Annotated in this window: 31 protein-coding genes and 2 pseudogenes; 21 read left to right on the forward strand and 12 right to left on the reverse strand. The window is 62.8% G+C overall.

What is annotated here, in order from left to right; genetic code table 11:
- Both HWY30_RS00005 and HWY30_RS00010 read right to left on the reverse strand, forming a co-directional pair.
- Positions 1-337 (reverse strand): efflux RND transporter permease subunit (locus tag HWY30_RS00005; RefSeq protein ID WP_176078823.1); only part of this gene is annotated, 337 nt, incomplete at its 3' end.
- Positions 334-1,422: an efflux RND transporter periplasmic adaptor subunit gene (locus HWY30_RS00010; RefSeq protein WP_176078824.1), complete on the reverse strand. Its 1,089-nt coding sequence runs from the start codon at positions 1,420-1,422 to the stop codon at positions 334-336. The genes HWY30_RS00010 and HWY30_RS00005, both read right to left, overlap by 4 nt.
- 512 nt (positions 1,423-1,934) lie before the next feature.
- On the opposite strand from HWY30_RS00010, the gene HWY30_RS00015 reads away from it, so the two are divergent.
- The gene (locus HWY30_RS00015; protein WP_090811793.1) at positions 1,935-2,690 is read left to right on the forward strand and encodes a TetR/AcrR family transcriptional regulator; all 756 of its coding nucleotides are present in this window, start codon (positions 1,935-1,937) and stop codon (positions 2,688-2,690) included.
- Between the two features lie 118 nt (positions 2,691-2,808).
- Here the strand turns inward: HWY30_RS00015 and HWY30_RS00020 are convergent, their stop codons facing one another.
- Positions 2,809-3,864, reverse strand: a complete 1,056-nt coding sequence (locus HWY30_RS00020; RefSeq protein WP_090811795.1) for an AI-2E family transporter — start codon at positions 3,862-3,864, stop codon at positions 2,809-2,811.
- 241 nt (positions 3,865-4,105) lie between these two features.
- On the opposite strand from HWY30_RS00020, the gene HWY30_RS00025 reads away from it, so the two are divergent.
- Positions 4,106-4,609: a hypothetical protein gene (locus HWY30_RS00025; protein WP_143037314.1), complete on the forward strand. Its 504-nt coding sequence runs from the start codon at positions 4,106-4,108 to the stop codon at positions 4,607-4,609.
- A gap of 644 nt (positions 4,610-5,253) precedes the next feature.
- The gene (locus HWY30_RS00030; RefSeq protein WP_090811801.1) at positions 5,254-5,610 is read left to right on the forward strand and encodes a hypothetical protein; all 357 of its coding nucleotides are present in this window, start codon (positions 5,254-5,256) and stop codon (positions 5,608-5,610) included.
- A 1,029-nt stretch (positions 5,611-6,639) separates the two neighbouring features.
- Here the strand turns inward: HWY30_RS00030 and HWY30_RS00035 are convergent.
- Positions 6,640-8,931: an FdhF/YdeP family oxidoreductase gene (locus HWY30_RS00035; RefSeq protein ID WP_090811805.1), complete on the reverse strand. Its 2,292-nt coding sequence runs from the start codon at positions 8,929-8,931 to the stop codon at positions 6,640-6,642.
- A 135-nt stretch (positions 8,932-9,066) separates the two neighbouring features.
- On the opposite strand from HWY30_RS00035, the gene HWY30_RS00040 reads away from it, so the two are divergent.
- The gene (locus HWY30_RS00040; RefSeq protein ID WP_167368808.1) at positions 9,067-9,234 is read left to right on the forward strand and encodes a hypothetical protein; all 168 of its coding nucleotides are present in this window, start codon (positions 9,067-9,069) and stop codon (positions 9,232-9,234) included.
- Between the two features lie 146 nt (positions 9,235-9,380).
- Positions 9,381-9,896, forward strand: a complete 516-nt coding sequence (locus HWY30_RS00045; RefSeq protein WP_176078825.1) for a hypothetical protein — start codon at positions 9,381-9,383, stop codon at positions 9,894-9,896.
- 199 nt (positions 9,897-10,095) lie between these two features.
- On the opposite strand, the gene HWY30_RS00050 is transcribed toward HWY30_RS00045, so the two are convergent.
- Together HWY30_RS00050 and HWY30_RS00055 are read right to left on the reverse strand one after the other, a co-directional pair.
- The gene (locus tag HWY30_RS00050; RefSeq protein WP_090811807.1) at positions 10,096-10,959 is read right to left on the reverse strand and encodes an MBL fold metallo-hydrolase; all 864 of its coding nucleotides are present in this window, start codon (positions 10,957-10,959) and stop codon (positions 10,096-10,098) included.
- A 104-nt stretch (positions 10,960-11,063) separates the two neighbouring features.
- Positions 11,064-11,446 (reverse strand): annotated as a pseudogene (locus HWY30_RS00055) (hypothetical protein); the annotation flags it as partial.
- 958 nt (positions 11,447-12,404) lie between these two features.
- Between HWY30_RS00055 and HWY30_RS00060 the strand changes: the two are divergent.
- From HWY30_RS00060 to HWY30_RS00070, 3 genes are all read left to right on the forward strand, one after another.
- Positions 12,405-12,656 (forward strand): hypothetical protein, encoded by a 252-nt coding sequence (locus tag HWY30_RS00060; RefSeq protein WP_090810553.1) that lies wholly within the window; start codon positions 12,405-12,407, stop codon positions 12,654-12,656.
- Between the two features lie 70 nt (positions 12,657-12,726).
- Positions 12,727-13,068, forward strand: coding sequence for a hypothetical protein (locus HWY30_RS00065; RefSeq protein ID WP_244144712.1), 342 nt, complete (start codon positions 12,727-12,729; stop codon positions 13,066-13,068).
- 66 nt (positions 13,069-13,134) lie between these two features.
- Positions 13,135-13,734 carry a hemerythrin domain-containing protein gene (locus tag HWY30_RS00070; RefSeq protein ID WP_090810555.1) on the forward strand — a complete coding sequence of 200 codons (600 nt, stop codon included), beginning with the start codon at positions 13,135-13,137 and terminating at the stop codon, positions 13,732-13,734.
- Positions 13,735-13,776: 42 nt separating this feature from the next.
- Here the strand turns inward: HWY30_RS00070 and HWY30_RS00075 are convergent, their stop codons facing one another.
- Together HWY30_RS00075 and HWY30_RS00080 are read right to left on the reverse strand one after the other, a co-directional pair.
- Entirely contained in the window at positions 13,777-14,118 is a 342-nt protein-coding gene (locus HWY30_RS00075) for a hypothetical protein (RefSeq protein WP_244144713.1), read from the reverse strand.
- Positions 14,119-14,351: 233 nt separating this feature from the next.
- Positions 14,352-15,338, reverse strand: a complete 987-nt coding sequence (locus HWY30_RS00080) for a hypothetical protein (protein ID WP_090810559.1) — start codon at positions 15,336-15,338, stop codon at positions 14,352-14,354.
- Positions 15,339-15,686: 348 nt separating this feature from the next.
- Between HWY30_RS00080 and HWY30_RS00085 the strand changes: the two genes are divergently transcribed.
- The 3 genes and pseudogenes from HWY30_RS00085 to HWY30_RS00095 all read left to right on the forward strand — a co-directional run bounded on the left by HWY30_RS00085 (position 15,687) and on the right by HWY30_RS00095 (position 17,427).
- Entirely contained in the window at positions 15,687-16,091 is a 405-nt protein-coding gene (locus HWY30_RS00085) for a DUF427 domain-containing protein (protein WP_090810561.1), read from the forward strand.
- Positions 16,092-16,382: 291 nt separating this feature from the next.
- Positions 16,383-16,682: a hypothetical protein gene (locus HWY30_RS00090; protein WP_143037289.1), complete on the forward strand. Its 300-nt coding sequence runs from the start codon at positions 16,383-16,385 to the stop codon at positions 16,680-16,682.
- Between the two features lie 273 nt (positions 16,683-16,955).
- Positions 16,956-17,427: pseudogene (locus tag HWY30_RS00095) on the forward strand (LysE family translocator).
- On the opposite strand, the gene HWY30_RS00100 reads toward HWY30_RS00095, so the two are convergent.
- Entirely contained in the window at positions 17,428-17,847 is a 420-nt protein-coding gene (locus HWY30_RS00100; RefSeq protein WP_090810565.1) for a PPC domain-containing DNA-binding protein, read from the reverse strand.
- Between the two features lie 156 nt (positions 17,848-18,003).
- On the opposite strand from HWY30_RS00100, the gene HWY30_RS00105 reads away from it, so the two are divergent.
- The 5 genes from HWY30_RS00105 (at position 18,004) to HWY30_RS00125 (ending at position 20,380) form a co-directional block, all read left to right on the forward strand.
- Positions 18,004-18,456: a MarR family winged helix-turn-helix transcriptional regulator gene (locus HWY30_RS00105; protein ID WP_090810567.1), complete on the forward strand. Its 453-nt coding sequence runs from the start codon at positions 18,004-18,006 to the stop codon at positions 18,454-18,456.
- A gap of 87 nt (positions 18,457-18,543) precedes the next feature.
- The gene (locus HWY30_RS00110) at positions 18,544-18,873 is read left to right on the forward strand and encodes a hypothetical protein (RefSeq protein WP_090810569.1); all 330 of its coding nucleotides are present in this window, start codon (positions 18,544-18,546) and stop codon (positions 18,871-18,873) included.
- Positions 18,874-18,995: 122 nt separating this feature from the next.
- Positions 18,996-19,331 (forward strand): ArsR/SmtB family transcription factor, encoded by a 336-nt coding sequence (locus HWY30_RS00115; RefSeq protein ID WP_018422741.1) that lies wholly within the window; start codon positions 18,996-18,998, stop codon positions 19,329-19,331.
- The gene (locus tag HWY30_RS00120) at positions 19,324-19,803 is read left to right on the forward strand and encodes an SRPBCC family protein (protein ID WP_090810571.1); all 480 of its coding nucleotides are present in this window, start codon (positions 19,324-19,326) and stop codon (positions 19,801-19,803) included. Before HWY30_RS00115 ends, HWY30_RS00120 begins: the two co-directional genes overlap by 8 nt.
- A 148-nt stretch (positions 19,804-19,951) precedes the next feature.
- Positions 19,952-20,380 carry a VOC family protein gene (locus HWY30_RS00125; RefSeq protein ID WP_090810573.1) on the forward strand — a complete coding sequence of 143 codons (429 nt, stop codon included), beginning with the start codon at positions 19,952-19,954 and terminating at the stop codon, positions 20,378-20,380.
- Between the two features lie 205 nt (positions 20,381-20,585).
- Here the strand turns inward: HWY30_RS00125 and HWY30_RS00130 are convergent, their stop codons facing one another.
- The 3 genes from HWY30_RS00130 to HWY30_RS00140 all read right to left on the reverse strand — a co-directional run bounded on the left by HWY30_RS00130 (position 20,586) and on the right by HWY30_RS00140 (position 22,469).
- Positions 20,586-20,870, reverse strand: coding sequence for a hypothetical protein (locus HWY30_RS00130; RefSeq protein WP_090810575.1), 285 nt, complete (start codon positions 20,868-20,870; stop codon positions 20,586-20,588).
- A gap of 236 nt (positions 20,871-21,106) precedes the next feature.
- On the reverse strand, positions 21,107-21,433 hold the full coding sequence (locus tag HWY30_RS00135) for a DUF190 domain-containing protein (RefSeq protein WP_090811812.1): 327 nt from the start codon (positions 21,431-21,433) through the stop codon (positions 21,107-21,109).
- A 253-nt stretch (positions 21,434-21,686) separates the two neighbouring features.
- Positions 21,687-22,469, reverse strand: a complete 783-nt coding sequence (locus tag HWY30_RS00140) for an ABC transporter substrate-binding protein (RefSeq protein WP_090810577.1) — start codon at positions 22,467-22,469, stop codon at positions 21,687-21,689.
- A 435-nt stretch (positions 22,470-22,904) separates the two neighbouring features.
- Between HWY30_RS00140 and HWY30_RS00145 the strand changes: the two genes are divergently transcribed.
- The 5 genes from HWY30_RS00145 to HWY30_RS00165 are packed head-to-tail and all read left to right on the forward strand — an operon-like array spanning position 22,905 to position 24,980.
- A complete protein-coding gene (locus tag HWY30_RS00145) occupies positions 22,905-23,432 on the forward strand; it encodes a Na+/H+ antiporter subunit E (protein WP_090810579.1) in 528 nt (175 codons plus the stop codon).
- Entirely contained in the window at positions 23,425-23,685 is a 261-nt protein-coding gene (locus HWY30_RS00150; RefSeq protein ID WP_090810581.1) for an MrpF/PhaF family protein, read from the forward strand. Before HWY30_RS00145 ends, HWY30_RS00150 begins: the two co-directional genes overlap by 8 nt.
- A 3-nt stretch (positions 23,686-23,688) precedes the next feature.
- The gene (locus HWY30_RS00155; protein WP_018422732.1) at positions 23,689-23,931 is read left to right on the forward strand and encodes a hydrogenase subunit MbhD domain-containing protein; all 243 of its coding nucleotides are present in this window, start codon (positions 23,689-23,691) and stop codon (positions 23,929-23,931) included.
- A gap of 3 nt (positions 23,932-23,934) precedes the next feature.
- On the forward strand, positions 23,935-24,279 hold the full coding sequence (mnhG, locus tag HWY30_RS00160) for a monovalent cation/H(+) antiporter subunit G (protein WP_090810583.1): 345 nt from the start codon (positions 23,935-23,937) through the stop codon (positions 24,277-24,279).
- The gene (locus HWY30_RS00165; RefSeq protein ID WP_090810585.1) at positions 24,276-24,980 is read left to right on the forward strand and encodes a Na(+)/H(+) antiporter subunit B; all 705 of its coding nucleotides are present in this window, start codon (positions 24,276-24,278) and stop codon (positions 24,978-24,980) included. Before mnhG ends, HWY30_RS00165 begins: the two co-directional genes overlap by 4 nt.
- The last annotated feature ends 4 nt before the right edge of the window (positions 24,981-24,984 follow it).

Genomic DNA, 24,984 nt, shown 5'->3' on the forward strand with positions numbered 1-24,984 from the left:
GCCGCGAGTAGCTCTTGATGTAGTCGATGTTCGGCGCGGCCTGTAGCTGGCGGCCGATCCGGTCCGTGATCTGTTCCTGCACCTCGCGCGCACTCGCACCGGGCCAATAGGTCTTGATCACCATCGTGCGGAAGGTGAACGGCGGGTCCTCCGACTGCGCGAGTTGCGTATAGCCGATCACGCCGAAAAGCGTGGCGAGCCCGATCAGAAAGATCACGAGCTGCTGGTGACGCAGCGCCCAGGCGGAAAGATTGAAGCTGCCTTCGCCAGATTTGTCTGCCCCGGCAGACGGGACAGGCGCGCTCTCGCGCACGGGTTCTTGGTCACGGGAGTTCATGACGGGAAATCCTCCCGATGCAGGGGCGCCACCACCTGCACGTGCTGGCCCGTGCTAACGGCGTGTACGCCCTGCACCACGACGCGGTCGCCGTCGCGGAGGCCCGATGCGATGGCGACCGTGCGCTCGTCGTACCGCTGCACCGTCACAGGACGCAGCTCGAGTGTGTCGGTGCCGGTACGCACCACCCAGACAGCAGGGTTCTCGCCCTGATGAAAGAGCGCCGTCACCGGCACAGTGAACGGCTGTGCGCCCGACGCGTCACCGACGACATCGAACGCAACGGTGGCCGTCATGCCGAGGCGCACTGCAGGGCTGGGCGCGTTCAGGGTGAGCTTGACGCGCCAGGTGCGGCTTTGCGGATCAGCGCTAGGCGACACCTCGCGCACGCGGGCCTCGAAGGTCTTGCCGGGTAGCGCCGGCAGCGTTACGCGCGCCATGCTGCCGACTGTCAGCGAGCTCAGCGTGCGCTCGGGCGCGTCGCAGACGATGTCTACGTCGCCCGTCCAGTCGAGGTGATAGATCGATTGGGTTGCCTGAACGTTCTGGCCCGTGTCGGCGTCCTCCGAGGTAATCACGCCGTCGTGGTCCGCAGTCAGCGTCGCATAGCGCAGATTGTCCGAGGCGAGCGCCATCTGGGCGAGCGCCGAGTCGCGCTGCGCAACAGCGGATGCGTACGCGTCCTGCGTCTGTTCGAGCTGCGCCGGTGCAATCAGGTTTGCCTGCGCCTGCGCCTGATCGCGATCGAGCTGTTGCTTCGCGTAGACGAACCGGTGTTGGGCGGCATCGAGCTGCGCTCGCGCGTTGGCCAGGTTACTGCGCAGATCGGTCGGGTCGAGCAGCGCAACAACCTGTCCCGCCTTGACGGCGTCGCCGAGGCGAACGCGCCGTTCGATGATCTTGCCGCCCACTCTGAACGAAAGCGCCGTGGAGTAGCGCGCCTGCACCTGAGCCGGCAGCGACGCACTTGCCGTGCGCCCGTCAGCGTGGACGGCCAGGGCGACCACGGGCTTTGGCTCTGGAGCGGCGGCTTCGCGCTGGTGGCATGCCGCGAGCATGACCGCGCAGCAAGCCGCAAGCACCATGCGTGCGCACTGCGGAGATTGGACGAGGGAAGGTAAGAAGCGACGCGCAGGCGCCTGCGCGATAGGGCCGGAATGTTTCACGATGTTCACAAGACGGGTGATAACCCTGGTAAGAAAGTTTCCCGATGCCGTGCAAACCCGAGTGCCAGCAAGCACGGTTCGCTATCAGCGCGGACGCATAAAACAAGCTTCGTTGATACGTTAGTCCTACTTATCGACGTGCATGTCGGTACTTGCCAGCTCGATGTGCCTCCACGCAACCAGTACGTGGGGCAGCGCCCGTTCATGCCTACCGCCCGGTGATCTGCTGGTCTGTCTGGTCTGTCAGTTCCGGCCGAGGACTTGCGATCGACCGCTAACGGAATTTTTTCGCTCCGTCGGCATCGTTGGGTCCTTCGTACGTCCGGTTGTCGGCGGCGCGGGTGACATTAGACCCATTACTGAGTATATTGTCAACTATGACATACAAATCTAGAATCCAGACTTCGAATAACCACGACTACGGAGCCGACATGCCACAAGCCCCCAAACCGCGCGCGAGCCGCGGACGCTCTCTCAAGGCGCCAGGTGCGTCCCGCGACGCGATCAATCGAAGCTATCCGCGCGGTGCCCGTCGCAAACGCGAGACGCGCGCGCGCCTGCTCGACGCTGCGCTGAAACTGGTGGCGGCCAAGGGTTTGAGCTCCGTCACGATTAACGAAATCACCGAGGCAGCCGACGTCGGGTTCGGCTCCTTCTATAACCACTTCGAATCCAAGGAAGGCATCTTCACGGCGCTCATCGAATGGCTGTTCGAGGAATTTGCGGATACGCTCGATCGCCTCGCCGCGGGGTTGTCCGATCCAGCGGAAGTGATCGCCGTCTCAGTCCGTCACACGCTCCTGCGGGCCTACCGCGAGCCAGTTTGGGGGCAACTTCTCATTCGCGAAGGTTTGTCGCCGCGCCTGCTCAGCAGGGGTCTCGGCCTGCGCCTGCTGCGCGATAGCGAGAAGGGCATTTCAGAAAGGCGTTTTGTGATCGCGGACCGGTTCATGTCCGTTATCACCGTGATTGGCACGGTGCTCGCGGGAATTGCCGCCGAACTGCAACTGGCCATCTCGTCGAAGCGGACCGTTCGTGCGCGAAAGGTGCTTCGCTCGAAGGAGGAGAAGTTTGCCCAGCGAACCGCCGCCATTGTGTTGCAGGCGTTCGGTCTCACACGTGTAGAGGCCGAGCGGATCGCGCGACGTCCACTGCCCACCGTTCCCGATGCTCCGACCTTGCCGTGACAGTGCAACTAGCGCGGCGTTTCCGCGCCATCGCAGGTGCGGCCGCCCGGTGCAGTGTCGGGTTGGTGGGTAGGCGGGGCAGGTGCCCGGACATCGAATCGGGCGATCGCGATGCCGGTCAGCCCTGGTAAAGCGCACTCGCGAGATAGCGGTGGCGCAGTTCCCGCAATGCCGATGCGAGGATGGCGCTGACCGGCAACGCGAGCAGCACGCCGAAGAATCCGAACAGCCGCCCAAACGCCAGCAACGCAAAGATGACCGCGAGCGGATGAAGGCCGATGCGCTCGCCAACCAGTCTCGGCGTCAGCACAAAGCTTTCAAGAATCTGGCCGACGCCATACACCGCGACCACCACGGCGAGGCCATACCAGTCACCGAATTGCAGCAGCGCCGCGAGGAGCGCGAACGCGAGGCCGGTCGCAAAGCCGATGTAGGGAACGAATACGGCAAGCGCGCTAAACAGGCCGACGGGCACCGCCAGATCCAACCCTGCAATCGTCAGCACAGTCGGGTAGAACACCGCGAGCACTGCAATCACCAGCAGTTGCCCGCGCAGGTACTGCGACATCATGCAATCGATCTCTCCGACGAATTCCCGTGTCTTGCCGAGCCAGCGCCGCGGCACGAAGCTCGCCATGCGCTCGAACGCCTCGTGCCTGTCGTAGAGCAGATAGAACAGGACGAGTGGCATCAGCACCGCATTGCTCACGACATTGATCATCACGTTGCTGCTGGTGCGCAGGTACTGCCATACGGCAAGCATCGCGCCCTGCCCGTCCGCTTTGAGACGGGCCGCCAGCACCTCGCGGATATTCGTCACATCGAGCGAATAATCCAGCCCCAGAAAAGCCAGACGCGGCTTCAGCCATCCATCGAGTTTGGCGACGATAAATGGAATTTGCCTGATGAGTTCCGGCCCTTCCTTCTGGATAACTACGCACATGAGCAGCATGACGAGTGCGACGGACAGAGCAAACAAAGACATCATCACCAGCGCCGCAAGGCCGCGCGGAATGCGATGGCGTACCAGCCACTCCACGCCCGGCTGCAAAATGTATGCGACGAGCGCACCGAGCAGAAACGGCGTGAGAACGGCACGCAGGTTCCATAGCAACACGCCGGCCGCTAACGCAACGGCGCCCCAAAACAGAGATTGACGATGGTATACAGTCATAAGCGCCCCCATTGGGCGAGTGATCGAGTGGCTTTCGTCGTTGAGCCGAAGCATCGGCGGAAGTGTCCGTCTTAACCGCAGGAGCCGGCGACGCCGGGTCGCCGCGCGGCGCATCCGTCAAATCGGCGTCGCGCCGCTAGCCGCGCTGTGGGTACGCCTGTCGTCACCGTGCTGGCGCGACGGGTCTTGCGGCGTCGCCGGTTTGCTGGTGCCTGTCTGCGATTGACCGCCGGGTTGCCCGGTGACTTCGATCCACAATGGACGCACCATCGGATCGGGCGGCGACATCATTGCTGGTGCTGGCATCGCGGGAACGACAATCGCGATGACGCGCGGCGTGGGCATCACGGTCGTGGAACAACCGCAGACCGTCGCAACAAGCGGGAACGAGCACAGCAAGGCGAAAAAGAAGCGCGGTCGGCGCGTCATTCCTGCCACCGATGCAGCGAATCGTTCAGGTCTGGTTGAGCAGTCATGGGTGACATCTCCACGGTTGATTCAGCGTGCGCTGGCATTGCAGCGACTCGCCTACAGCAACTTCGCGGACGGGCCACTATGTGATAATATTATCACATTCGCGCGATCGGTCAATATTGATTTTAAAGATCGAGCCGCGCTGCATCCGCCATCGGCGGTACGCCGTGCGCTGCGCTGCCGGTCCGACTCCCGGCCAGTTCGCAGACGCGCAGCGGGCTCAGTGCGTCAGGACGCTCGGGTGCGCGGCGAGGCGCTCGACCTCGAGTAGCGCCTGACCAAGCACATCGATAGCTCCATTCGTGGTGGAGGCCGTAGCAGCGCTGCGCAACGCGTGCTGAACGATGTCGTGAATGACGTCCGTGTTCGATGAACCGGCGTGGAGCGTAAGTTGGTGTGCCATAAGTATTCCTGCGTAAAAACGAAGCCTGTTTCGTGTGGACGCAGTATAAGCAAAGCGCGCCGCCATTCGACGCGCGCAATTATGAGTTGCGAGATCTTCAATACACGGTTTGCGTGAATCGCGAATCGCTGACATAAGAACAGCAAGCGGACGTATTCCGATACCCACGTAGCGTCTTGTCGACGAACGGCGATGGAAGCGCGCATGCTCCACGGCTGATCTCGTTTGTGTAACGACCAGCGGATACCGTCGAAGCGAATTGCTGCGTGTCATTCAGACAGCCCGCACCGCCCCTGCCTCCGGACACACTAAAGAAGCACGCACTGCTTCAGCGCAATCGGCTACAACCTTGCAGCGACGGCAACTATCCGTTGCCCCGTAGATGCTTGTAAGCCGACCGTAAATGACTAGACTGGCACCAACGAACTGGCAAACAGCACTCATGCCTCGCCAGACCGTTGTTCCCCAAACACCGCGTCTCCTGAATCCGACGCTCGATATTGAGTCTGATCATGCCAAAGTCGAAGACCTTCATCCCCGTTCCTGTTGTCGCGTCGATCTTGTCCTTCTCGACCGCCGCATTCGCTAGCAGCAGCGGTCCCCAAACCTATGAGCAAGCGGCGGTGCAACCGGTTCAGCGTCAAACGGTCAGCTACCATGACCACACGGGCGCCAATACACAACATGCAATGGACTTTCAGGCGGTGTTAGCCCGCGTGGAAGCCCAGCGGCAAGCGTTCAACAACTACGGCGGGGTGACTAGTTCGTCGGCTTTCCTCCCGTCAGACAACGTAGCGTCGGGTAGCCCCGTCGACTTCAGTACCGCAACAGCGTCCTGGCGTTACAAGGCAACCTTGGCCGCGCGTTGATACGGCTCGCGGCTGCAAATCGCATCAAAATCAAGACAACCAACTGTAGAGAATTGAACTGTAGAGAATTGAAATGAAAAAGATCTTCCTTGTACTGTTCGCCTTCCTTACCAGCACATCGGTGCTTGCGCAAAGCAATCTGCCGCAGCAATTGCCGTCGCAGCAGCCAGCGTCCGCCGGGCAACCGTCCACGAAGCAGCTTTCACAGGGTGGGCCGCAGCTTCCGCAACCTCCACAGCTTCCGCAGATTCCGCAACTTCCGACACAAGCGTCGACGCAACTTCCGAACCAGCTGCCGACACAAGCGTCGACGCAAGTCCCGACCCAGCTTTCGAAATAACCCCGTATGGCTGCGCAACCCGCGCAGCCATACCTGGGAGACCGGCGATTGTCGCGGCTACCCGGATTATGTTCATCGCCGTAGGCGCATGTGATGCACGACGGCGTTTGCCGGCGATTCGTTCATGACGTCCGCAAATCGCTGGCCGCGAGACCCTGGTTGGGTGAACAATAGACTGCTCTCAACCCTTCCTCAGCAATTCGATGAGGCGCGCGCACAGGTCGCGGACATCGCGCATGGACTGCGTGTCGCGTGCGGGGGCTGCCGACGCGATGAAACGGACGATGCCGGGTTGCCGGCAAATCGAACCGCAGCCCGGAGGCAGCGATGGAATGCCATGAACGCTTCTGGAGAAACGCTGTCCCCGAATCCGTAGGCGACGTCGCAGTATCCGAACACTATGTGGCGTCGTGCGCTGTCCTTCAATGCCGGGTAACGGACATCACGGATAGCGCTGCGCGCGCCACAGCCGGTGCGAAACTTTTGGTTCTCGTCCTTTGCCAGCTTGCTGGTTCGGCTCTGTACGCAACTCATGCATTACCAACACCCTGCGCGCCCGTTAAGGGCCGCTGTCCCGACTATGATGGAGATGGGCACGCGCTTATCATGCCCTTCACGCGCTGCCCGGGTGTAATTCAGCGGCCGGCACCGGTAACGATGCCGGCCTCTTTGTATCTACGAAGCACTGATCACCGCGTGGCCGCCAGTACGCGCACCGGAATCGACTTCGCGCCCGGCACCTTGCTCTCTTTCGCGTAGTGCCATAGCGGCAGCAGCGGATTGCATTCCGGGTAATAGCCGCCGATGCATCCCTGCGGCACGTCGAACGGCACGACGGTCAGTCCGTCGACGTGCCGCTCGACGCCGTCGTCCGCGATCGTCTCGAGGCAGATGCGGTCGCCGTGCGCGAGTCCGCGCTTCTCCATGTCGGCCCGATTCATCAGAATCACCATGCGCGAACCCTTGATGCCTCTGAAGCGGTCGTCGAGGCCATAGATGGTCGTGTTGAACTGGCTGTCGCTGCGCAAGGTCATCAACCGCAGCGAATCGGGCTCACGCGCGGGCATGTCCGGATCTTCGCCGATCGCAGTCGGCACCATGAATTCGGCCTTGCCGCTTTTGGTCTTCCACTTGCGCTCCCGCGCCGGCAGCGGCCGGATCACGCCGCCGGGTGTCCACATGCGCGCCTCGAAATCACCGAACATCTCGGGCCATGTCTTCGACATCTCCAGACGCACGCGCGAATAGTCGTCGCGCCATGCATCCCAGTCGACGCTCGAGCGCTCGCCGAGCGTCGCCTTCGCGATGCCCCCGACGATGAACGGCTCCGAGCGGATCGTCGGCGCGGCCGGTTCGGCCATGCCACGCGAGCCATGAAAGTGCGCCGTGCTGTCTTCCATCGACACCGCCTGCGCGCCGCCCGCCTGCCGGTCGATCTCGATGCGGCTCAGACACGGCAGCAGATACGAGCGCTGGCCGTGCACCAGGTGGCTGCGATTGAGCTTGGTCGCCACGTTGACGGTCAACCCGAGCGCGGCCCACGCCGGTTCGGTGCGCACCCGGTCGGGCACCGAGCGCACGAGGTTGCCGCCGAGGTTGATCATCGCGTTGACCTTGCCGTCGAGCATCGCCTCGAAGGCCTCGACGATGTTCATGCCTTTCTCGCGCGGCGGCTCGAACGAAAACTGGCTGGCCAGTTGATCGAGCGGCGCGAGCTCCGGCTTTTCGGTAATGCCGACCGTGCGCTGCCCCTGCACGTTCGAATGCCCGCGCACCGGCGACGGCCCGACGCCCGGCTTGCCGATATTGCCGCGCAGCAGCAGCAGGTTGCACAGCATGCGCACGTTCTGCACGCCCATCCGATGCTGTGTGAGACCCATGCCGTAATGGATGATCACCGCGTTCGCCTTCATGTACTCGTCGGCGGCTGCCTGGAGCGCGTCGCGCGGCAATCCGCTCACTCGCTCGATGTCGTCCCAGTTCGCGTCGCGCGCGTACTGAGCGAATTGCTCGTAGCCGTTCGTATGCTCGCGGATGAAATCGACGTCGACGACGCGCGCGTCGCCCGTGCTCACCGCGCGATCGTCCGCTTCGATGACGAGCTTGCAGATGCCGAGGATCGCGGCGGTATCGCCACCCGTCTTCACCTGGTGGTATTGCGTGCTGATCTGCGTATCGCTGGGTGTGAGCATCTCCACCGCTGACTGCGGGTTTGCGAAGTGCAGCAGCCCCGGCTCGCGTAGCGGATTGAACGTGATGATCGGCACGCCGCGTTTGCGCGCGTCCTGCAACTGATGCAGCATGCGCGGGCTATTCGTCCCGACGTTCTGGCCGAAGAAGAACATCAGGTCGGTCTTCTCGAAGTCGTCGAGCGAGACCGTACCGACGCCCACGCCAATCGCTTCCTTGAGGCCGACGCTGGTGCTTTCGTGGCACATGTTCGAGCTGTCGGGCAGATTGTTGGTGCCGTACATGCGCGCGAAAAGCTGCAGCATGTACGAGGTCTCCAGTGAAGCGCGGCCCGAGGTGTAGAACACCACGCTGGCCGGGTCCAGCGTGCGCAGCTCGGCGCCGATCGCATCGAATGCTTGCTGCCACGGCACCGGCACGTAGCGGTCGGTAGCCGGGTCGTAGCGCAGCGGCTCGGTCAACCGCCCCGCTTCCTCGAGATCGTGGTCGTGCCATTTGGCGAGCTCGCTGACCGTGTGGACCTCGAAGAAATCGGGCGTTACGCGTTTGGCCGTCAGATCCCACGCGGTCGCTTTCGCACCGCTTTCGCAAAACTCGAACGTATGCGGATCGGCCGGCTTCGCCCACGAGCAGCTGACACACATGAAACCGTCGGGCTTATTCTGATGCATCAGAACCTGGCTATCCTTCAGCGGTGCTTTTTCCTGCAGCAGGATCGTCGCCACCGCCTTGACCGACCCCCATCCGCCCGATGCGTAGGGATACGCGTCGCTTTTGTCTTCCTTGTTCATGAGTCCACCCGTTTGGCCGTAAATATCACGTCATGACGTACCAGCACACGGCGTTCCCGCTGCGGCGCCCGGTCGCGGTACGATGTTTGCTATCCGCAGGCTGACTCGCCGTGCCGCAAGCCAACCGCCAACTTCATGACCGACACCTCCATCCCGCGCGACACGTCCGCCCGTCTGAACGCGATGCGCAGTACGTTGCGCGAAGTGTTCGGGATCAGCCGGCTGCGCCCCGGCCAACGGGACATCATCCGCAGCGTCATTGCGGGCGCGTTCTCGGCAACGCATCGAACTCGTCGTCGATGAAGCGCACTGCGTATCGCAGTGGGGCCACGATTTTCGGCCGGCATTCCTGCGCATCGTCCGCGCGGAACGCGCCATGCCGCTCCTCGCGCGTACCGCTGTCCGCGATCATGGGGCGCGCGTTTGCGCGCCCGAACCGGAGCCCTGCCATGAAAACGCTCGAGTACAAAATCGGTTCTCCGTGGTATCAGGCCACCCGTACGACGCTACGCCGAGCCGTCCCATCGGGGCTGTTGGCCGGCTGCGTGTCGGCGGCGACAGCCGCGGCGGCATCCACGGACGCATCGGGCAGCCCGCTCGCGCCGATCAATGCCGTCACCCACTGCCTGTGGCCGCAACGCGCGCTGCGTGAACGCGGCTTCAGCATCCGGCATACGGTGACCGGCTTCGCGATCCATCAGGCAGCCGCGATCTTCTGGGCAATGATGTTCGAGCAACTGGTTGACCGGATGGCCGGCCCCGACCCGTCACGACGGCCCGGCGCGACCGCGGTGGCCGCGGCCACGACCGTGGCGAGCGCGTATGTGGTCGACTACAAGGTGGTGCCCAACAGGCTGACCCCTGGATTCGAGGCGCACCTGTCGCGCCGCTCGCTCGGGAACGTCTACGTGGCGCTCGGCGCGGGCCTGCTCGCGGCCGCGCTGCTGCGGCGGCCGGATCGATGAAATGCGCTCGCGCAAAAAAGAGCCACCAGCCTTCAACCGGCATGGTCGCCGCAAGCGCATTTGAGAACGATGTCCCCTGGAGTCCGAACGGAGGACAAAGGCAGTATAGGAAACGCGCCCCGCCCCGCACGGTGCCTCGGCCAGGCGCAAGACGTGAGCGATCCGCGAAGCACCGGGCGCGCTCGCAAGCCTGCGAGCATCACGCCATCTGCTCCGCCGGCACCGCCACCGAACGGCCCGCGAGCCGCTCGAACTCGTCGACGTCGTGGCTGCAAAAAATCGTCAACGCGGGGCTCGCCCGCTTCGCCAGATCACGCAGGCGGCGCTGGTTGTACAATCGCGCCGCGCGATCCTTTTCGAGCATCCACTGATAGAAGCGCAAACCGGGTGCGCAATGCGGACGCACCGGGTCGAGCTCGCCGCTGTCGAAATAGGCGTCGCCCGCGAGCAGCAACCAGCCGCCATCACCGTGTACCGCGACGCCCGCGTGACCATAGGTATGGCCTCGCAACGGCACGAGCGCGATCTCGCTCGCGAGTTCTTCGATCGGATGGACCTTGGCGAAGCCCTCCCAACGCTCGGTGTACTGCGGCGAATGCACGCGCCACATGTTCTGATACGACCACTGCTGCGGCCTGAAGCGCTGCCGGTCCAGCCACGTCTTCTGCTGCGCCGCGTATTGGCGCTCGCTCGCGAGCATGTGCACCGTCGCGTGCGGAAAGTCGTCGAGCCCGCCCGCATGGTCGGAATCGAGGTGCGTCATCACGATGTGGCGCACGTCGGCCGGGTCGAAACCGAGCCGCTCGATCTGCCTGATCGCCGTCATTTCATTTCGGAACTCAGGCTTCAGCAGCCTCAGGAAGAATTTGCCGAGGCGCGAATAGGGATCGGCGACATCGCGCAAACCGAAACCGGTATCGACGAGCACGAGCCCCGCCGGACTTTCGACGAGCAGACAATGGCAGGTCAGATGCCCGCGGCGGATCAACGAATCGGGGTGGCCGTTGAACAGCTTGCCGCACAGCGGGCAAGTCGAAATGCAGTTCAGATGGTGCACTTTCATGCCGCGCTCCCGGTCACGGTGACTGCATTCCTGCTTGTCGCTTCCGGGGCAGCCGTCGCGCGGCACGACCGTATGCGTCATTCAGCGAACAGATCCAGTCCGAACACCTCGACGTGATCGCGCAGCAGCGACGACACATAGCCCGGCGGCCGCCCGGCCTCGCCGCTCTCGCGCTTGACCGAAATTCGATAGCTATGGCCGTTCGGCACGTCGGACAAGCTGTATTGCCGGATCTGCTGCAGGCCGAGCGCGGGCACATCGACCGCAATGCCGATGTACTGGCCCGGCTCGAAGTTCGCGACCGGCTGTTCGTCCTTCGGTAAATATTCGCCGACGATCGGATAGTGCTCCGCCTTCACGTCGAGGCTCGCGTGCGTGTTGGCGCCTCGAAGTGCCGTCTGCAGAAACGTTGAATGATCGTATAGCCGTGCGCGGCCAGAACCGGGGCCGTGGCCTTGACGATGTCCTTGGTTTTCTGCGTGAGCATTTCTTTCCTCCTGCAATAGGACGACTGGTTGCCTCGCTCGTGCGCGTAAATGGTGGGGTGGAATTGTCCGACCGCGCGTACCCCTTCAAGCGTATCCAGGCGACCATGCTCCTCCAACCGATGCTCGCTGTCCACAAGCTGAAGGCCATGGACACGCCCGAGCAAACGCGCGCGCCGCGACACGTCCAACATCGGTCGTCCGATTGCAGACGAACGCGGGCCGGTCAGGAACGTGCCGTGCGCGCCGACACGCGCTGAGAGCGTTTCCGTCAAGGTCCGAAAAACGTGTTGCAGAATTTGCCGGCCACATTGCACGTCTGTTGACCCGAAGGCTGCACATTGGTGCGCTCGGCCGACGTCGCGCATCCACCCGTCATGGCGACGGCAAATGTCATCACGAGCGTTCCGCGCAGCGCTGCCGCGCGCCGATTCTTCGCTGCGTGAGTCGCGTTGCGATCACCATCGCAACGCGCGGATGCGCCGCGCTTGCGTGCATCGGTAGCGCACGAGCCTTGTCCGACATCAGGCATTTCGCCCTCCCTCGCGATAGTCACCACGTTCATCGTGCCACGCACAAAGGGATTTCCAACGAGGGTACCCGAGCGCTGACGCGATCACCACACCGCCTTTTGCTATTTTGATCCAGATCAGAAGTCGACCGACTAACCGACGACGGCGCGAACTTCGTTTGCACACGCTGTCATCGCGACGTCACACCAACAGTCGAGCGTAGAAGCAATCCGGCGCGTCGGTTCGTCGAATGTGGGTCCCGCAAACCGCGGCGCGAGAGTGGACGGGGCTGTCCACAATGCGGCTGTCTCCGACAACTCACTGCGATGTACTTTTTTTTTTGCAAATGCGAGCATGCTGAATCCGGCGTTTTCGACATGTCATCAAGCCGGTATGACTTACTGTGAACGACGAGTAAGCTGGAGATAACAAAACGGGGAGAGAACCTGTGAAAGCCGCGCGTAATCACAACGACGTTACAAGGAAATTGACGCATATCAGCGCGATTGTCCAGCGCCTCGAACAACTCGTTCAATCCGACCGCGTCGACTGGCAGGGCACGGGAATTGCGACGCTGGCTTACTGGCGCGCGCGCATCGAGGCCAACGCCGAACTGCCGCCGGCGCTGCAGCCGCAAGCGCGGCTCGCTACGCTCGAAGCACGGAGCCAGCGCCGCTCGAGCGCGCAGGGCGGCAATTAACGCCGCGCCCGTCGCGCATGATCATCGCGCACCGGCACGATCACACACTCACGCGACGAAGGACATGATGATGATGCGGACCTACGAATACCACGGGTTCACGATCGAGGTGACCGTCGAGGCGGATTTCACGTTGCGCCCCGCCGGGCGCGCGGCGGTACGCACACGCTACGCGGCGGTGGTTCACATCTATCAGGCGGGCGCTGCGGTCGCAACGTTCTCGCCGCTGCGCGTCGACATTGGAGGCAGCCGGCCGTTCGACACCGAGGCCGATGCGTTGATGGGCGGATATAGCGCGGCGCGGCGAATCGTCGACGACCTGTTCGCCCGTGCGGCGGATGCCGCGGACTCCGCGTTGAGCGCCCTCACGAGCAGCAACGCACTCCGCTCGCGGCAGCCGACACCGCGTTGATCGATTGCTGGGCAGCGGGAATGGCGCATGCGGTATCCGCCGGCACCCTTTCCCTGGAGAAACGCCATGTCCAATGACGCCTCATCGCTGTCGCCGTCGATTACGTCGATGATCCGCCTCGACCATATGCACGTGCTCGCCGCTTCGCACCGATACCACGCGTCCACGCCGTGGTGGCGCAAACGCGCGATCGTCAACGGCGTGTGCGACGCGCTCGATATCCACGCGCAGCTCGAGGAGGAAATTTTCTACCCGGCGCTCGGCCGCGCGCTCGGCAATGACGAGGCACTGAGAAAAAGCCGTCCCGAGCACGACGAGATGCGCGCAACGATCGCGAAGCTGCGCGGGATGGGCCCCGAAAACGCCGCCTACGACGGGCTCTTTTATCAACTGATCCGCGAAGTCGCTCATCATGTCGCCGACGAGGAAACCATCCTGCTGCCCGACGCCGAGCGCGTGCTGAAGAACGAACTGCAGTCGCTCGGCGCCGCGATGACGCGCCGCCGGATGCAGTTGCTCGGAGAGCGCCCGATGGACATTGCGGTGAATGCCGCGGGCACGTTTCCGATCGCCACGCTGCTGCTGGGATCGACTGTATTGCTCGCGTTGCGGCATTGGCTGCCGAGGTCGCGGCGCGCGGCACAGACGCGGCGTCAATGGAACTAGCACATTCTACTGACCCCACGGGGCGCCGCCCGCGATCGCGCATCAACGATTCGGGCGCGATGCACCCGGCGTGCGCCCGCGCCGCTGTTTCGTCTTCGCCGGTTCACCCGGCTCGACGAGCCCGGCCGCGACGCGGCGCGCGGTTTCGGCCGCGATGTCGAGCGCGTCGTCCCATGACACGTGGCCGCACGTCCCGCGTCGCTCGAAGATCGTGTGATGCTCACCGCCACGCTCCGTCACGACCACGACCCACTGGAAAGCGCCTTCCGAATCCCGGATGACGGTCCAGCTTACGAGGAAGTCGGCAATCTCTATCTTCTGCAGGCGCATGTCCGGCTCGCTGTCGATCCGCTTCGTCGACCGGCTCTGTCCGAGTGTACGCATGGCACGCGGTCCTTCGTTTTGGCCCTTCGTTCAGGGGCCTGGTTCTGCTACAACGTGCCCGGCAGATTGCCTGCCGGCATCGGGCTGTTTCGGTTCGTCGTTCATCACGGCTCCCTTGATCGATTCATGCCTGGGCCGAGCAAGCGCTATACCGCACGGCCGCGCGAGAACGAGAAGCATTGGATCGCGCGCATGGGTTCGAGCCTCGTTGCTGGACCGGCAAGCTGGCCTGGCTAGAAACTCATCGCGAATCCGAACGACACCCCGTGCACGTTGCGACCGAACACATAGCGCACCATCGCCCGCGTACGGGTGACGATGACGGGATACCTGCTGCTGTCGAGTTCGAGGCCGACTCCCAGCGACGTGAGGTCGTTGAAACCCAGCACGCCGGCACTATCGCCGAAATAATGCGAGTAAGCGGCTTCCAGCACGTAGCGGACCGGCCGGTCCAGCGCGTGCCAGCCGGTGGGCGCGCGCCAGCGCGTCCATAGGCTCACCTGCTGCGCCATGGCCGAGCCCTGAACGGCCTCCGACGAACCGCCGAAGCTGCGCAGGTAAATATCGGTTGCCCGCAATTCGGCGTCGATTTCGTAGTTTTCGCGGTAGTGTTCGTAGTCGAGCATCAGGGAGCCGCCATAGCCGTAGGCGTTCAGCGAGCCGTTTTCGAGGAACTGCAGGTTGCTGTCGGTGACATGATTGAAGAGGGTCTGCCCCACCTTCAGGTCACTCGAGACACGCCCAATCGTGCCGTTCAAGATCGGACGGAACACCAGTTCGTCCGTGATGCGGAAATCCCACCCCAGGCCGACCGTGCCACTGAAGGTGTTCCACTTCGTCGGCACCGCACGCTGCTGGGCGCCATCCGTGGCAATGAAGATCGGATCGTAGCGGCTGTAGGCGAGCGTGCCCTCCATGTACAACGGAAACGACCTGCTGAGGGTGAAGCCGCCGCCAAATTGCGTCTGCCCGAAGCCGGGATTACCCGTCAGGCCGTTGTTGACCGACAGGTTACTGGTCGTCACGTCCGGGACTGTCGTGTAAGTCATGATCGCGAGCACAGCGTCTGCGTGCTGCTTTACATTGCCGCCAATCACGGTATTGCTCGACAATTGCCTCGGCGCGACCTGTGCGTGCGAAGGGCAGGACAACAGGTTCAAGGTTAGAGCGGCACACGCCCCAAATGCGCGAAGTGACCAACACTTCCGAAGCGCCGGCATAGTCAAACAACCTCGCCATTTGTCGACGAGATTGCAGGCTCATTTGCAGGGTCATACACGGCATATCCAACGAGCATGACGCGCTCCTGTCAGTCGGCTGATCGTGTTCGTCTTCCGCGAAGTCGCCATCCCGTTGCACAAAAGCACGCGCACGCAACTGATGCAATTCCGACGGGCATTGCGCCGCTCACAGCACCTGGAAGGTCTGCGTTAGTATGTGATAGAAATACCTGAAAGGAAGTAGTACGGCAATACGGGCGATCTTCAGTCGCTTGCGTGGCGTTCGGCGACGAACATCGCCGTCGACGCACGAAACCTCGCAGCCCCACTTTCGCAGGGAGCCTCGTTATGTCCACTCATTCGGTCCCGAACGACAAACCCGTCAAGATCCCCGGCCCGGATCATCCAATCATGATCGAGCACCACCACGCGCGCGTGATCGTCATGGCAGGCGGTCACGTGATTGCCGATACGCACGACGCATTGACGCTGCTCGAAGCCCGTTATCTGGCCGTGCTGTACATCCCGCGCAAGGACGTCGACATGAGCCGGCTCGAACGCACGGCGCACGCCACTTATTGTCCGTACAAGGGCGAATGCGCATACTTCTCGATTCCTTCGGCCGGCGAGCGCGGCACCAACGCGGTGTGGACCTACGAGCACCCATACGACGCTGTCGCGCCGATCCGCGAGCACCTTGCGTTCTATCCCGACCGCGTGGATTCCATCACGCAGGAGCCGGCCGCGCACTAGGCGAACGCGCGCGCGTCGCCGCGTGCGGGCGCGGCGATCGCGGCGACCGGCATGGCGCGAGCGGCACGGACGGCGCCGCCGCCGCGCGGCGGCCGCTGCTCGCACCACGCAAGCTATCAATCCGAGCGGGTTTCCCTCTCGCGTTCGAAGTAACAGAATCTACCGTCACGCCTGCTCCCTCACTCGGCTTTCATGCCGGCGCCCACCACCCAGATGGTGCGCATCCGACCGCCGGTTCCGCTCATTCTCTTTGCAGTCGGTATTCAATCCGCGCCGCAGAGATGAATCAACATGGCTGAAAAAGTTACATCGACGGAATCCGCGATGACACAGGCCGCGCTCCAGGCGATGACGGCGAACTGCGCCGGCTCGTTCAGCGTTGGCGGCGCGCTGGTCGATGATAACGGGGCTCGCGCCATTTCTGAAGGAAGCGGTGGCCGAAGACCTGAAGAACGGCGGCACGGGGCACGCGGTCGCGATGCTCGACAACCGCGGCTATCTGCTGCTCTGTGTCTGCCGCGCGTCGAGGGGCTGTCGAAAATTCGGCGCGCCTTTCTCGAAGTCACGCGCGGCTATGCAGCAAGCTGCTGACGACGCTGCCGCCGCTTTATAGTCAATCGATCAAGGTCAGGCCGGTGCAGGTGACGGATCAGACCTTGATTCATTCACTGGGATGACGCCTGGTGGTATTCGACTACCGACCGGCGAAACGGCACGGGCTGCGATAGCCCGTGCCGTTTTTTATGCTTGCCGACTCGCGAAAAATCATGCGCGGAATCGAATCAGGTTCACAGCGCATGCGCGTCGAATGGATCACCCCAACCCTAAAAAGACCTTAACACCTCGGCCCGCCACGGAGGATTCATCTTGCATTCCGTCAAGTTCCTGCTTGCGCTTGCGGGCGTCCTGTTGCTAAGCGTCGCGAGCCCGGGACCCAACTTTCTGATCGTCGATCTGGCTCGGCATCAAGATGATCGTGACCGCGCGGCGGCCGTTGTCCGCGGACGTCGGCAGCGCCGCGTCCGGCTGGGCTGCGACGAAGAAAGGCTATTTCGTCAGCATGACGAACCCGAAGTCGATCGCGTTCTACGGCAGCATCTTTGCGTTGATGGTGCCCGCGCATGCGCCGTTGTGGCTCGATATCGCGGTCGTGGCGCTGTCGATCGGCATTTCGTGCGCGTGGTACTGCGCGATGGCGTTGCTCGCCTCGCATCCGTCGGTTCGGCGCAAGGCCGGGCTGGATACGGCAGCGGGTGTGCTGGTGGGGGTCGGCGGGCGGATGTTGGCGGGGCGTTCAGCGACTACCGGCGCGCGAAGCGATAGCGCCTTTGCGTGATCAGGAGGAGCCGGACTGCGGAGCGCCGCCGCCGCGAATCACGAGTTCCATAAAACCCGTCTGCGGATCAGGCTCCCGCGCGAACGAATAGCCCGGAACCGACACGAGCAACAACTCGACGGTCGTGCGTACCGTGCAGCCGCGCGCCACATGACCGCCGAACACCTGCCCGCGCGCATCCGCGATCGACATGTGCAGATGAGCGCCATCGGGCGAGACGGAGCCTGCGAGGGTCAATATTTCGAGGTCGCCGCGAATTTCCGTTGGCGCTTGCGCGCCAGCGAACCTCAATGCCGCAACGTGGAGGCTGCCGATGCCCTGGACGACGAAGGCCGCTTGCAGGTCGCGTTGACGAAGCGCGTCTTCGACGGCGACGCGAAGGTCGTCGCCGGGCGCGAGTCGGAGGGGATGGGCTTGCATGCCTGGGCCGGTTGAGACGCGGTGGACTCGGGGATTATGCGTGAATGAGGAAGTATCTCACAGGCGCTTGTTTATGCTGGGTTCGTGCGGACTCGACGGCGAAAATATCTTCAGTTTACTTGTACAGTTAAACTGTATATCTGCTATGTTCCCGGCATGTCACGACAATCACCGTCTTCCCAATCTACCGATCTAGCCGCCCTTGCGGGCGAACTGCGCATTGCCGTGAGCAAACTGGTTCGCCGCGCGCGAGAACATTCGCAATCGAGCGACTTTACGTCGGCGCAGAAGTCGGTGCTGTTTCATCTGGAGCGCGACGGCCCAGCCACAGTTTCCGCGCTAGCGCGAGCGCAGCGCGTAAAACCACAGTCCATGCGCATTACCGTTGCCGGTCTGGAGACGCTGGGCGTCGTCAAAGGCGAAGCGGATCCAACCGACGGACGCAAAACCCTTATCCATCTCACCCCCACGTTCAGACGAACGCTCAAGGCAAGTCGGGCGGCCAAAGAGGACTGGCTGATCGGTGCCTTGCAAGCGCAGCTATCGCCGCGAGAACAGGCCACGCTCGCCGCCGCGGTGGAACTGCTGCAGCGACTCGCTGACTCCTGAACGTTTGCAGGTACTTCATCCGAACCGGCATCGAAACGGGCACAGCCCGCGACCTCATCGATTTACTCGATTCAAGGAGCAACTGAAATGGATTGGCCGCATGTCGTCTCTTATTTTTTCGGCGGTGTCCTGTTCGCGAATGCCGTGCCGCATTTCGTCAGCGGTGTGATGGGCGAGCCGTTTCAGAGCCCGTTCGCGAAGCCGTCCGGAAAAGGGCTGTCGTCATCGACCGTCAATGTACTGTGGGGCTTCTTCAATATGGTCGTCGGCTATCTTCTGGTTTTTCGTGTTGGCAACTTTCGGATCGAGGCAACGGGTGATGCCGTGCCATTCGGCCTCGGTATCCTGGCGATGGGCATGCTCTGTGCGCGGCTGTTCGGTCCTTTGCATGGCGGCAACGTTCCGAAACGTACTTGAGCGCCTCCTAAACGGTAGTCGGCGCTTGTGTCGAACCTGCGGCATGTCCCTCACGTCGCCTTGACATGCAAGCAATTTCTTGCCTATAGTAAATGCAATAAATTACTTGCCTGTATCCGTTCATGGCCGAGCGCCCCGACGACACCGACGTGCTATTCAAAGCCCTCGCCGATCCGAGCCGGCGCAAGCTGCTGGATGTGCTGCACGCGCACGACGGCCAGACTCTGAACGACCTGTGCGACCACCTCGACATGACGCGGCAAGGCGTGACCCAGCATCTGGGCCTGCTGGAAGCGGCTAACCTCGTCGTTACCGTACGCAGCGGGCGCGAAAAGTTGCACTTCCTCAATCCGGTGCCGCTGCAGCAGATCTACGAGCGCTGGATTGCCAAGTTCGAAAAGCCGCGCCTGAAGGCGCTCTCGACCCTGAAACGACGCCTGGAGAAAGGCAATGACTAGATCGACGTTCGTCTATGTGACCTATATCCGCACTACGCCGGAACAGTTGTGGTCGGCGCTCACCGACGCGGAGTTCATCAAGCAGTACTGGTTCGGCATGCACTGCGAAAGCGAATGGACGGCGGGCTCGTCGTGGAAACTCGTCTCGAGCGGCGGCCAGATCTTCGACGCGGGCGAGATCGTCGAGGCCGATCCGCCGCGGCGTCTGGTGATCCGCTGGCAGCACCAGATTCGTCCCGAGTTGCAGGCCGAAGGCGATTCGCGCTGCACGATGGAGCTCGAACCGAGCGGAACGGCGGTCAAGTTGACGCTCACGCATACGATCGAGCGCGATCCATCGAAATTCATCGAGGCGGTGTCGGGTGGCTGGCCGAAGATCATGTCCAACCTCAAATCGCTGCTGGAGACAGGCTCGATCGCGTTGCAGGAGGCTTATCCGGCCAATGGCGGGAGTCATGCCGGGAAGGCCTGATGCCTGATGCGGGGATACGCTGTAGAGCATCAGGTGTGTGGCTTCATCGTGGGGCCGAACGATGCATCCCAGGTTCGACGGCCGGCCGGCCGCGAGATCACGCTGATAGAATCGTCTGCCCGACCCTCGCCCGTCTCAGGAAATCAGCATGGAAATCCAGCCCTATCTGTTCTTCAATGGCCGTTGTGAGGAAGCCATTGAGTTCTATCGTTCGGCGCTCGGCGCGCAGGAGTTGCTGAAGCTGCGCGCGAAAGACGCGCCGCCCGATCCCGCTCGCCCGGTGGCGCCCGAACACGCCGACAAGATCCTGCACGCGACGCTCGTCATCGGTAACACGCACGTGCTGATGTCGGATGGCGATTGCCGCGGCGGCAATGCCGTGCATGCGGGCTTCAGCCTGTCGGTCACCGCCGACGACCAGGCGTCCGGCGTCAAGTACTTCAACGCGCTGGCGGACGGCGGACAGATCACGATGCCATTCCAGCAGACCTTCTGGACCAGCGGCTTCGGCACGTTGATCGACCGCTTCGGCGTGCCGTGGATGGTCAATGTGCGGCACGAGGAGCCCACGGCATAGCATTGAAGCGGGCCGGCGTTCCATATCACACGCACACGCGAGCGCCGCTTCGCCGCGGCGCAACTACCTGTCCGGTCCGTCTTTCAATGAGTCATGTCTGCCAGGAAGGCTGCGCCTGCTGCGCGCGGCGTCGCCATGCGCGGGACCGAGAGGAAGCCTGCGCGCATGGAACGGCGACCAATGCGCCGTCGCGCCTAAGCGACGCTTACTGCGTCGCGGACGCCGTGCTCGCCGGCGTGCTGTGGACCGACGCGGCGTCGCTCGCGGCGGGCGCTGCGCTCGCCGCCGCGCCCGCCTCGGCGTTCGCACGATTTGCCGCGTCGCTATCGCCCGGTGTGCCGCGCGGGCTCGCCGAATTGCTCATGACACCGCTGCTCGCCTGGCCCGTCGAGATACCGCCATTCTCGGCCGTCCGCTTGCAGCCGGATGCGCCCGCCAGCAACGCAACGGCCGACAGCGCGATCAGCATGTTTGCCGAAACCTGCCGCATGATTCGCTCTCCCTGGGATGACTCGGCTCTTGCAGCGAAGCATGCGCCATGCCCAATAGCCACACCGGGCGCGCGTCTGCTCGCGCGCGTACGCGGACCAGGTCGAGAAGGACTACGAGGTGTTCCGCCACGCGTGCCGCAGCGGCAAGCTGGAAGCACGCACCGACTCCGACATGGCGGCCGACTTCGTCGCCTGGACGAGCGAGGCGTGGGGCTTGCCATCGAGGCCCGGTCGTTCAAGCCCCGTCGGCCTCGCCGACGACGCCGAACTCGGCGGTCGTCTTCACGTAGAACAGATGCAAACCCTCCGCGCGCAGTCGATCGAACAGCCGATCGGCTTCGTCGCTCGTCACCGCCATCACGACGGACAACGGCTGATCGGCAAGCTCGAAGAAGTGCGCGGAGTGAATGCGATGATGATGGCCGATGCCTTCGCTAGCCGGGATCAGGGTCGCGCCGCGCAGGCCGAGTTCGCTCGCGAGACGCACGAGCCAGTCGGCAAGCGGCTTGCCATGATGGCTGCGCCCCTGCTGGGTGAAGAACGTGATCTGAAAGCCGTGCATGTCGGTGCCCCCCAATGCGGATCGCGCCGTGTGCGCAAGGCGATCCGCACGCGAGCCGGTGGCCGCATTGCGCCGTCCCCTGCCCGCTTACTTTTGTAAGCGGAAACCTGCAGCGCCGCGTGAGGCGCCGGTTGCAACCGATTCGGGCATCCCCGCTTGCCGCAGCACGGCTCAGGACGGTCATGACACAAGTTTAGGTGTCGGGCCGCGCGAGTGCCAGGTCGAAACTGCTCACGTGCGGCGCGGCCCCGGCTCACTGACCGTACACGTCGAAATCGAAATACTTTTTCGCAATGCGGTCGTAAGTGCCATCGGCGCGGATCTCGGCAATGGCTTTGTCGATCTTTTCCTGCAGATCGGTATCTTCTTTACGCAAACCAATCGCTGTGCCGCTGCCGAGCGTTTTCGCGTCGTAAAGCGGATTGCCGGCAAATCCGAAGTCCTTGCCGCGCGCGGTGCGCAAAAAGCCGATATCGGCTTGCACCGCGTTTTGCAGTGACGCGTCGATACGGCCGGCAAGCAGATCCGAATACACCAGATCCTGATCCTGATACGGCACGATCGCGGCGCCGGCCGGCTCCCAATACGTCTTCGCGTAGGTTTCCTGAATCGAGCCCTGCTCGACGCCGATGCGCTTGCCCTTCAGCGCTTCCGGCGTCGGCTCGATCGGCGAGCCCTTCTTCGCGACCAGACGCGTCGGAATGCGGAACACCTTCGACGAGAACGCGATCTGCGCCTGACGCGCGGGCGTCATCGACATCGTCGACAGCACGCCGTCGAATTTGCGGCCTTTCAGCGCGGGAATCATGCCGTCGAACGAATTCTCGATCCACACGCATTTCGCGTTGAGCCGGCGGCAGATCTCATTGCCGAGATCGATATCGAAGCCGACGAGCTTGCCGTCGGCGGCTTTCGATTCGAACGGTGGGTAGCTCGCGTCGACCCCGAACCGCACGGTCGACCAATCCTTGGCGATTGCGCTTCCGGACGAGACGGCCAGCAGCGCAATCGTCAGGGTTGTCAGCATGGCTTTCATGGTTGCTCCTTATTGGTCATTTGAAGAATTCAAACCGCGCGAAACCCGACATTCGACCGGGATCTGATCGCCGGCGCAAATTCATTAAAAAAATCAATTTATGCAGCGCGCGCATAGATTGGCGACAAGACTTCCAGATTCCGATCAGTCACAGGTGATTAAAAAACGGTACGGCGCCGCTTAGAGATTCAACGTCGCGTCTTATCGCGGCGACGCAGTCTGTTTCAAAATAAATGCGCGCGGATCGGCGGCGGCTTTTCGCGCGCCATTTTATTGAACGGATCGCAATGACAGTAATTCACTCGATGAGCAGCCGATAAGCGCCGCGCGGATTGACGCACACAAAACGACCACCAGCGGACAACCGTGCGCCGGTTGCTTTGCCATAAGTTGTCACTTAGAATTTTCCGCAAGGCCTCCTGAGGAACCGATGACATGGCTGCGAACAACGGAAAACCGGTGTCGTCGTTCGTTCCTCGGGGAATGCCTGGCCTCTGGGTCGTCCTGTTCGTCATCTGGATGATCGCCAATGCATCGCTCGCCGTCGAACCCGCACTCGTCGGTCTCGTCATTACCTTCGTCATCGCGCGTGTCTTCGTATCATCGAGCGAAGCATGGCAGCGCCTACGTCTAACGCCAGGCGCACCTTATCACTTCGCCGCGTATAGCGCGACCTTCGTCGTCGAGCTCGTACGCGCCAATCTGAACGTGATGGCGCTGGTGTACTCGCCGCGTATCGACATCAAGCCCGGCATCGTCAAGGTTCGCACGCGCCTCCAAACCCCGCTTGGCCGTCTCGCGCTCGCCAATTCGATTGCGCTCACGCCGGGCTCGCTCGTCATGGATATTCGGGACGACATACTATTCATTCACTTGCTCGACGTGAAGACGACCAATATCGACGCAGCGACCGAGGCACTCGTCGCACCGTTCGAAAAGCATCTGGAGAAAGTCTTTGGCTGAGATCATGCTCCGGATCGCCGCCGTGCTGATCTTCTTCGCGATCCTGTTCGGCGTGATCCGTCTCGTGATCGGCAAGACCCTCGTCGACCGCATCGTCGCGATCGACATGCTGACGGTCGTCTCGCTGTCGCTGATCGCGCTGTACGCGCAAGTCTCCGGTCGTTTCGTCTATATCGACGTCGCACTTGTCTATGCACTGCTGAGCTTTCTCGCGGTGCTCGCGATTGCGCGCTTTCTCGAAGGGGGGCTGTGAGCCATGCTCGAACTGCTCCTGCTGCTGATGTGCGCGAGCATCCTCGTGAGCGGCGTACTGGCCGTCTGCCTGAAGAATCTGCTGGCCGCGATGGTGAGCTCAGGGCTCGCGAGCCTGTTCGCCGCGATAGCCTTCCTGCTGCTCGCCGCGCCCGACGTCGCGATGGCCGAAGCCGCGATCGGTTCCGGACTCGCGACCTTCATCTTTCTGTACGCGATCCGCAAAACCGGTTATCAGAAGGGCTAGCGCATGTTCGAACTGATCGGCAGCGTGTTCATCCTGGTGGGCGCCGTCTTTCTGTTCTCCGCCGGCCTCGGGCTGCTGCGCATGCCGGATGCGTATACGCGCATTCAGGCCGGCACCAAGGCGTCGACGCTCGGCAACATGCTCGTGCTGATCGGCCTCGCGTTCTATCACCCAAACTGGACCTTCCGTCTGATCCTGCTGATCTACTTCGTGCTCGTGACCAACCCGGTGTCCTCGCATGCGCTATCGCGCGCCGCCTGGCTGATCCGCACGCCGATGACCTCGTCCACGATCACCGACGCACTCGCCGACGAAGGCGGGCGCACCGCGGGGGAGGCCGAATCATGATGCGTCGCGCGTTTGCGCTGCTGACGGTGCTGCTGTTCGCGGTCGTGTTCTGGCGGCTGGTCGGCGGCTACACCGAGCTGCAGGCGCTGCGCCCGCTCGCCTGGTACTACGTGGTCAGAGGGCCGCTCGAACTCGGCGCGCCGAACATCGTGACCGGCATTCTGATCACCTTTCGCGGCTTCGACACACTCGGCGAAGTCGCGGTGCTGTTCATGGTCGCGGCGAGCGTCGGCGTGCTGCTGAAAGAGGAAAGCAACGCGACCTCCGCCGCTGCGGCAGACGAATCCGCGCCCGCGCGCCGCCCAGCCGGCGAGATCGTACATACCGGCAAGCAGGTGCTGCTGCCGATGATCCTCACCTTCGGCGGCTACGTGATCGTCAACGGCCATCTGTCGGCGGGCGGCGGTTTCCAGGGCGGCGCGATCGTCGCGTCCGCCGTGATGCTGATGCTGCTCGCGCGGCCCCGCTCGACGCTGAACGTCGCGCTGCTGAGCGTCGTCGAGTCACTCGCGGGCGTGATCTACGTGTGCATCGGCATTCTCGGCCTCGTGCTCGCGGGCGGTTTTCTCGACCCGCGCTTTCTGCCGCGCGGCGAGTTCGGCACTTTCTTCAGCGCCGGCGCGATCCCGCTGATTTCCACGCTGCTCGGCGTCAAGGTCGGCGCGGAGCTGAGTGTCATCATCGACCGGTTCAGAAGCTGAACGA

Origin of the sequence: Paraburkholderia tuberum STM678 (genome assembly GCF_902833905.1) — a bacterium.
GTDB classification, from domain to species: domain Bacteria; phylum Pseudomonadota; class Gammaproteobacteria; order Burkholderiales; family Burkholderiaceae; genus Paraburkholderia; species Paraburkholderia tuberum.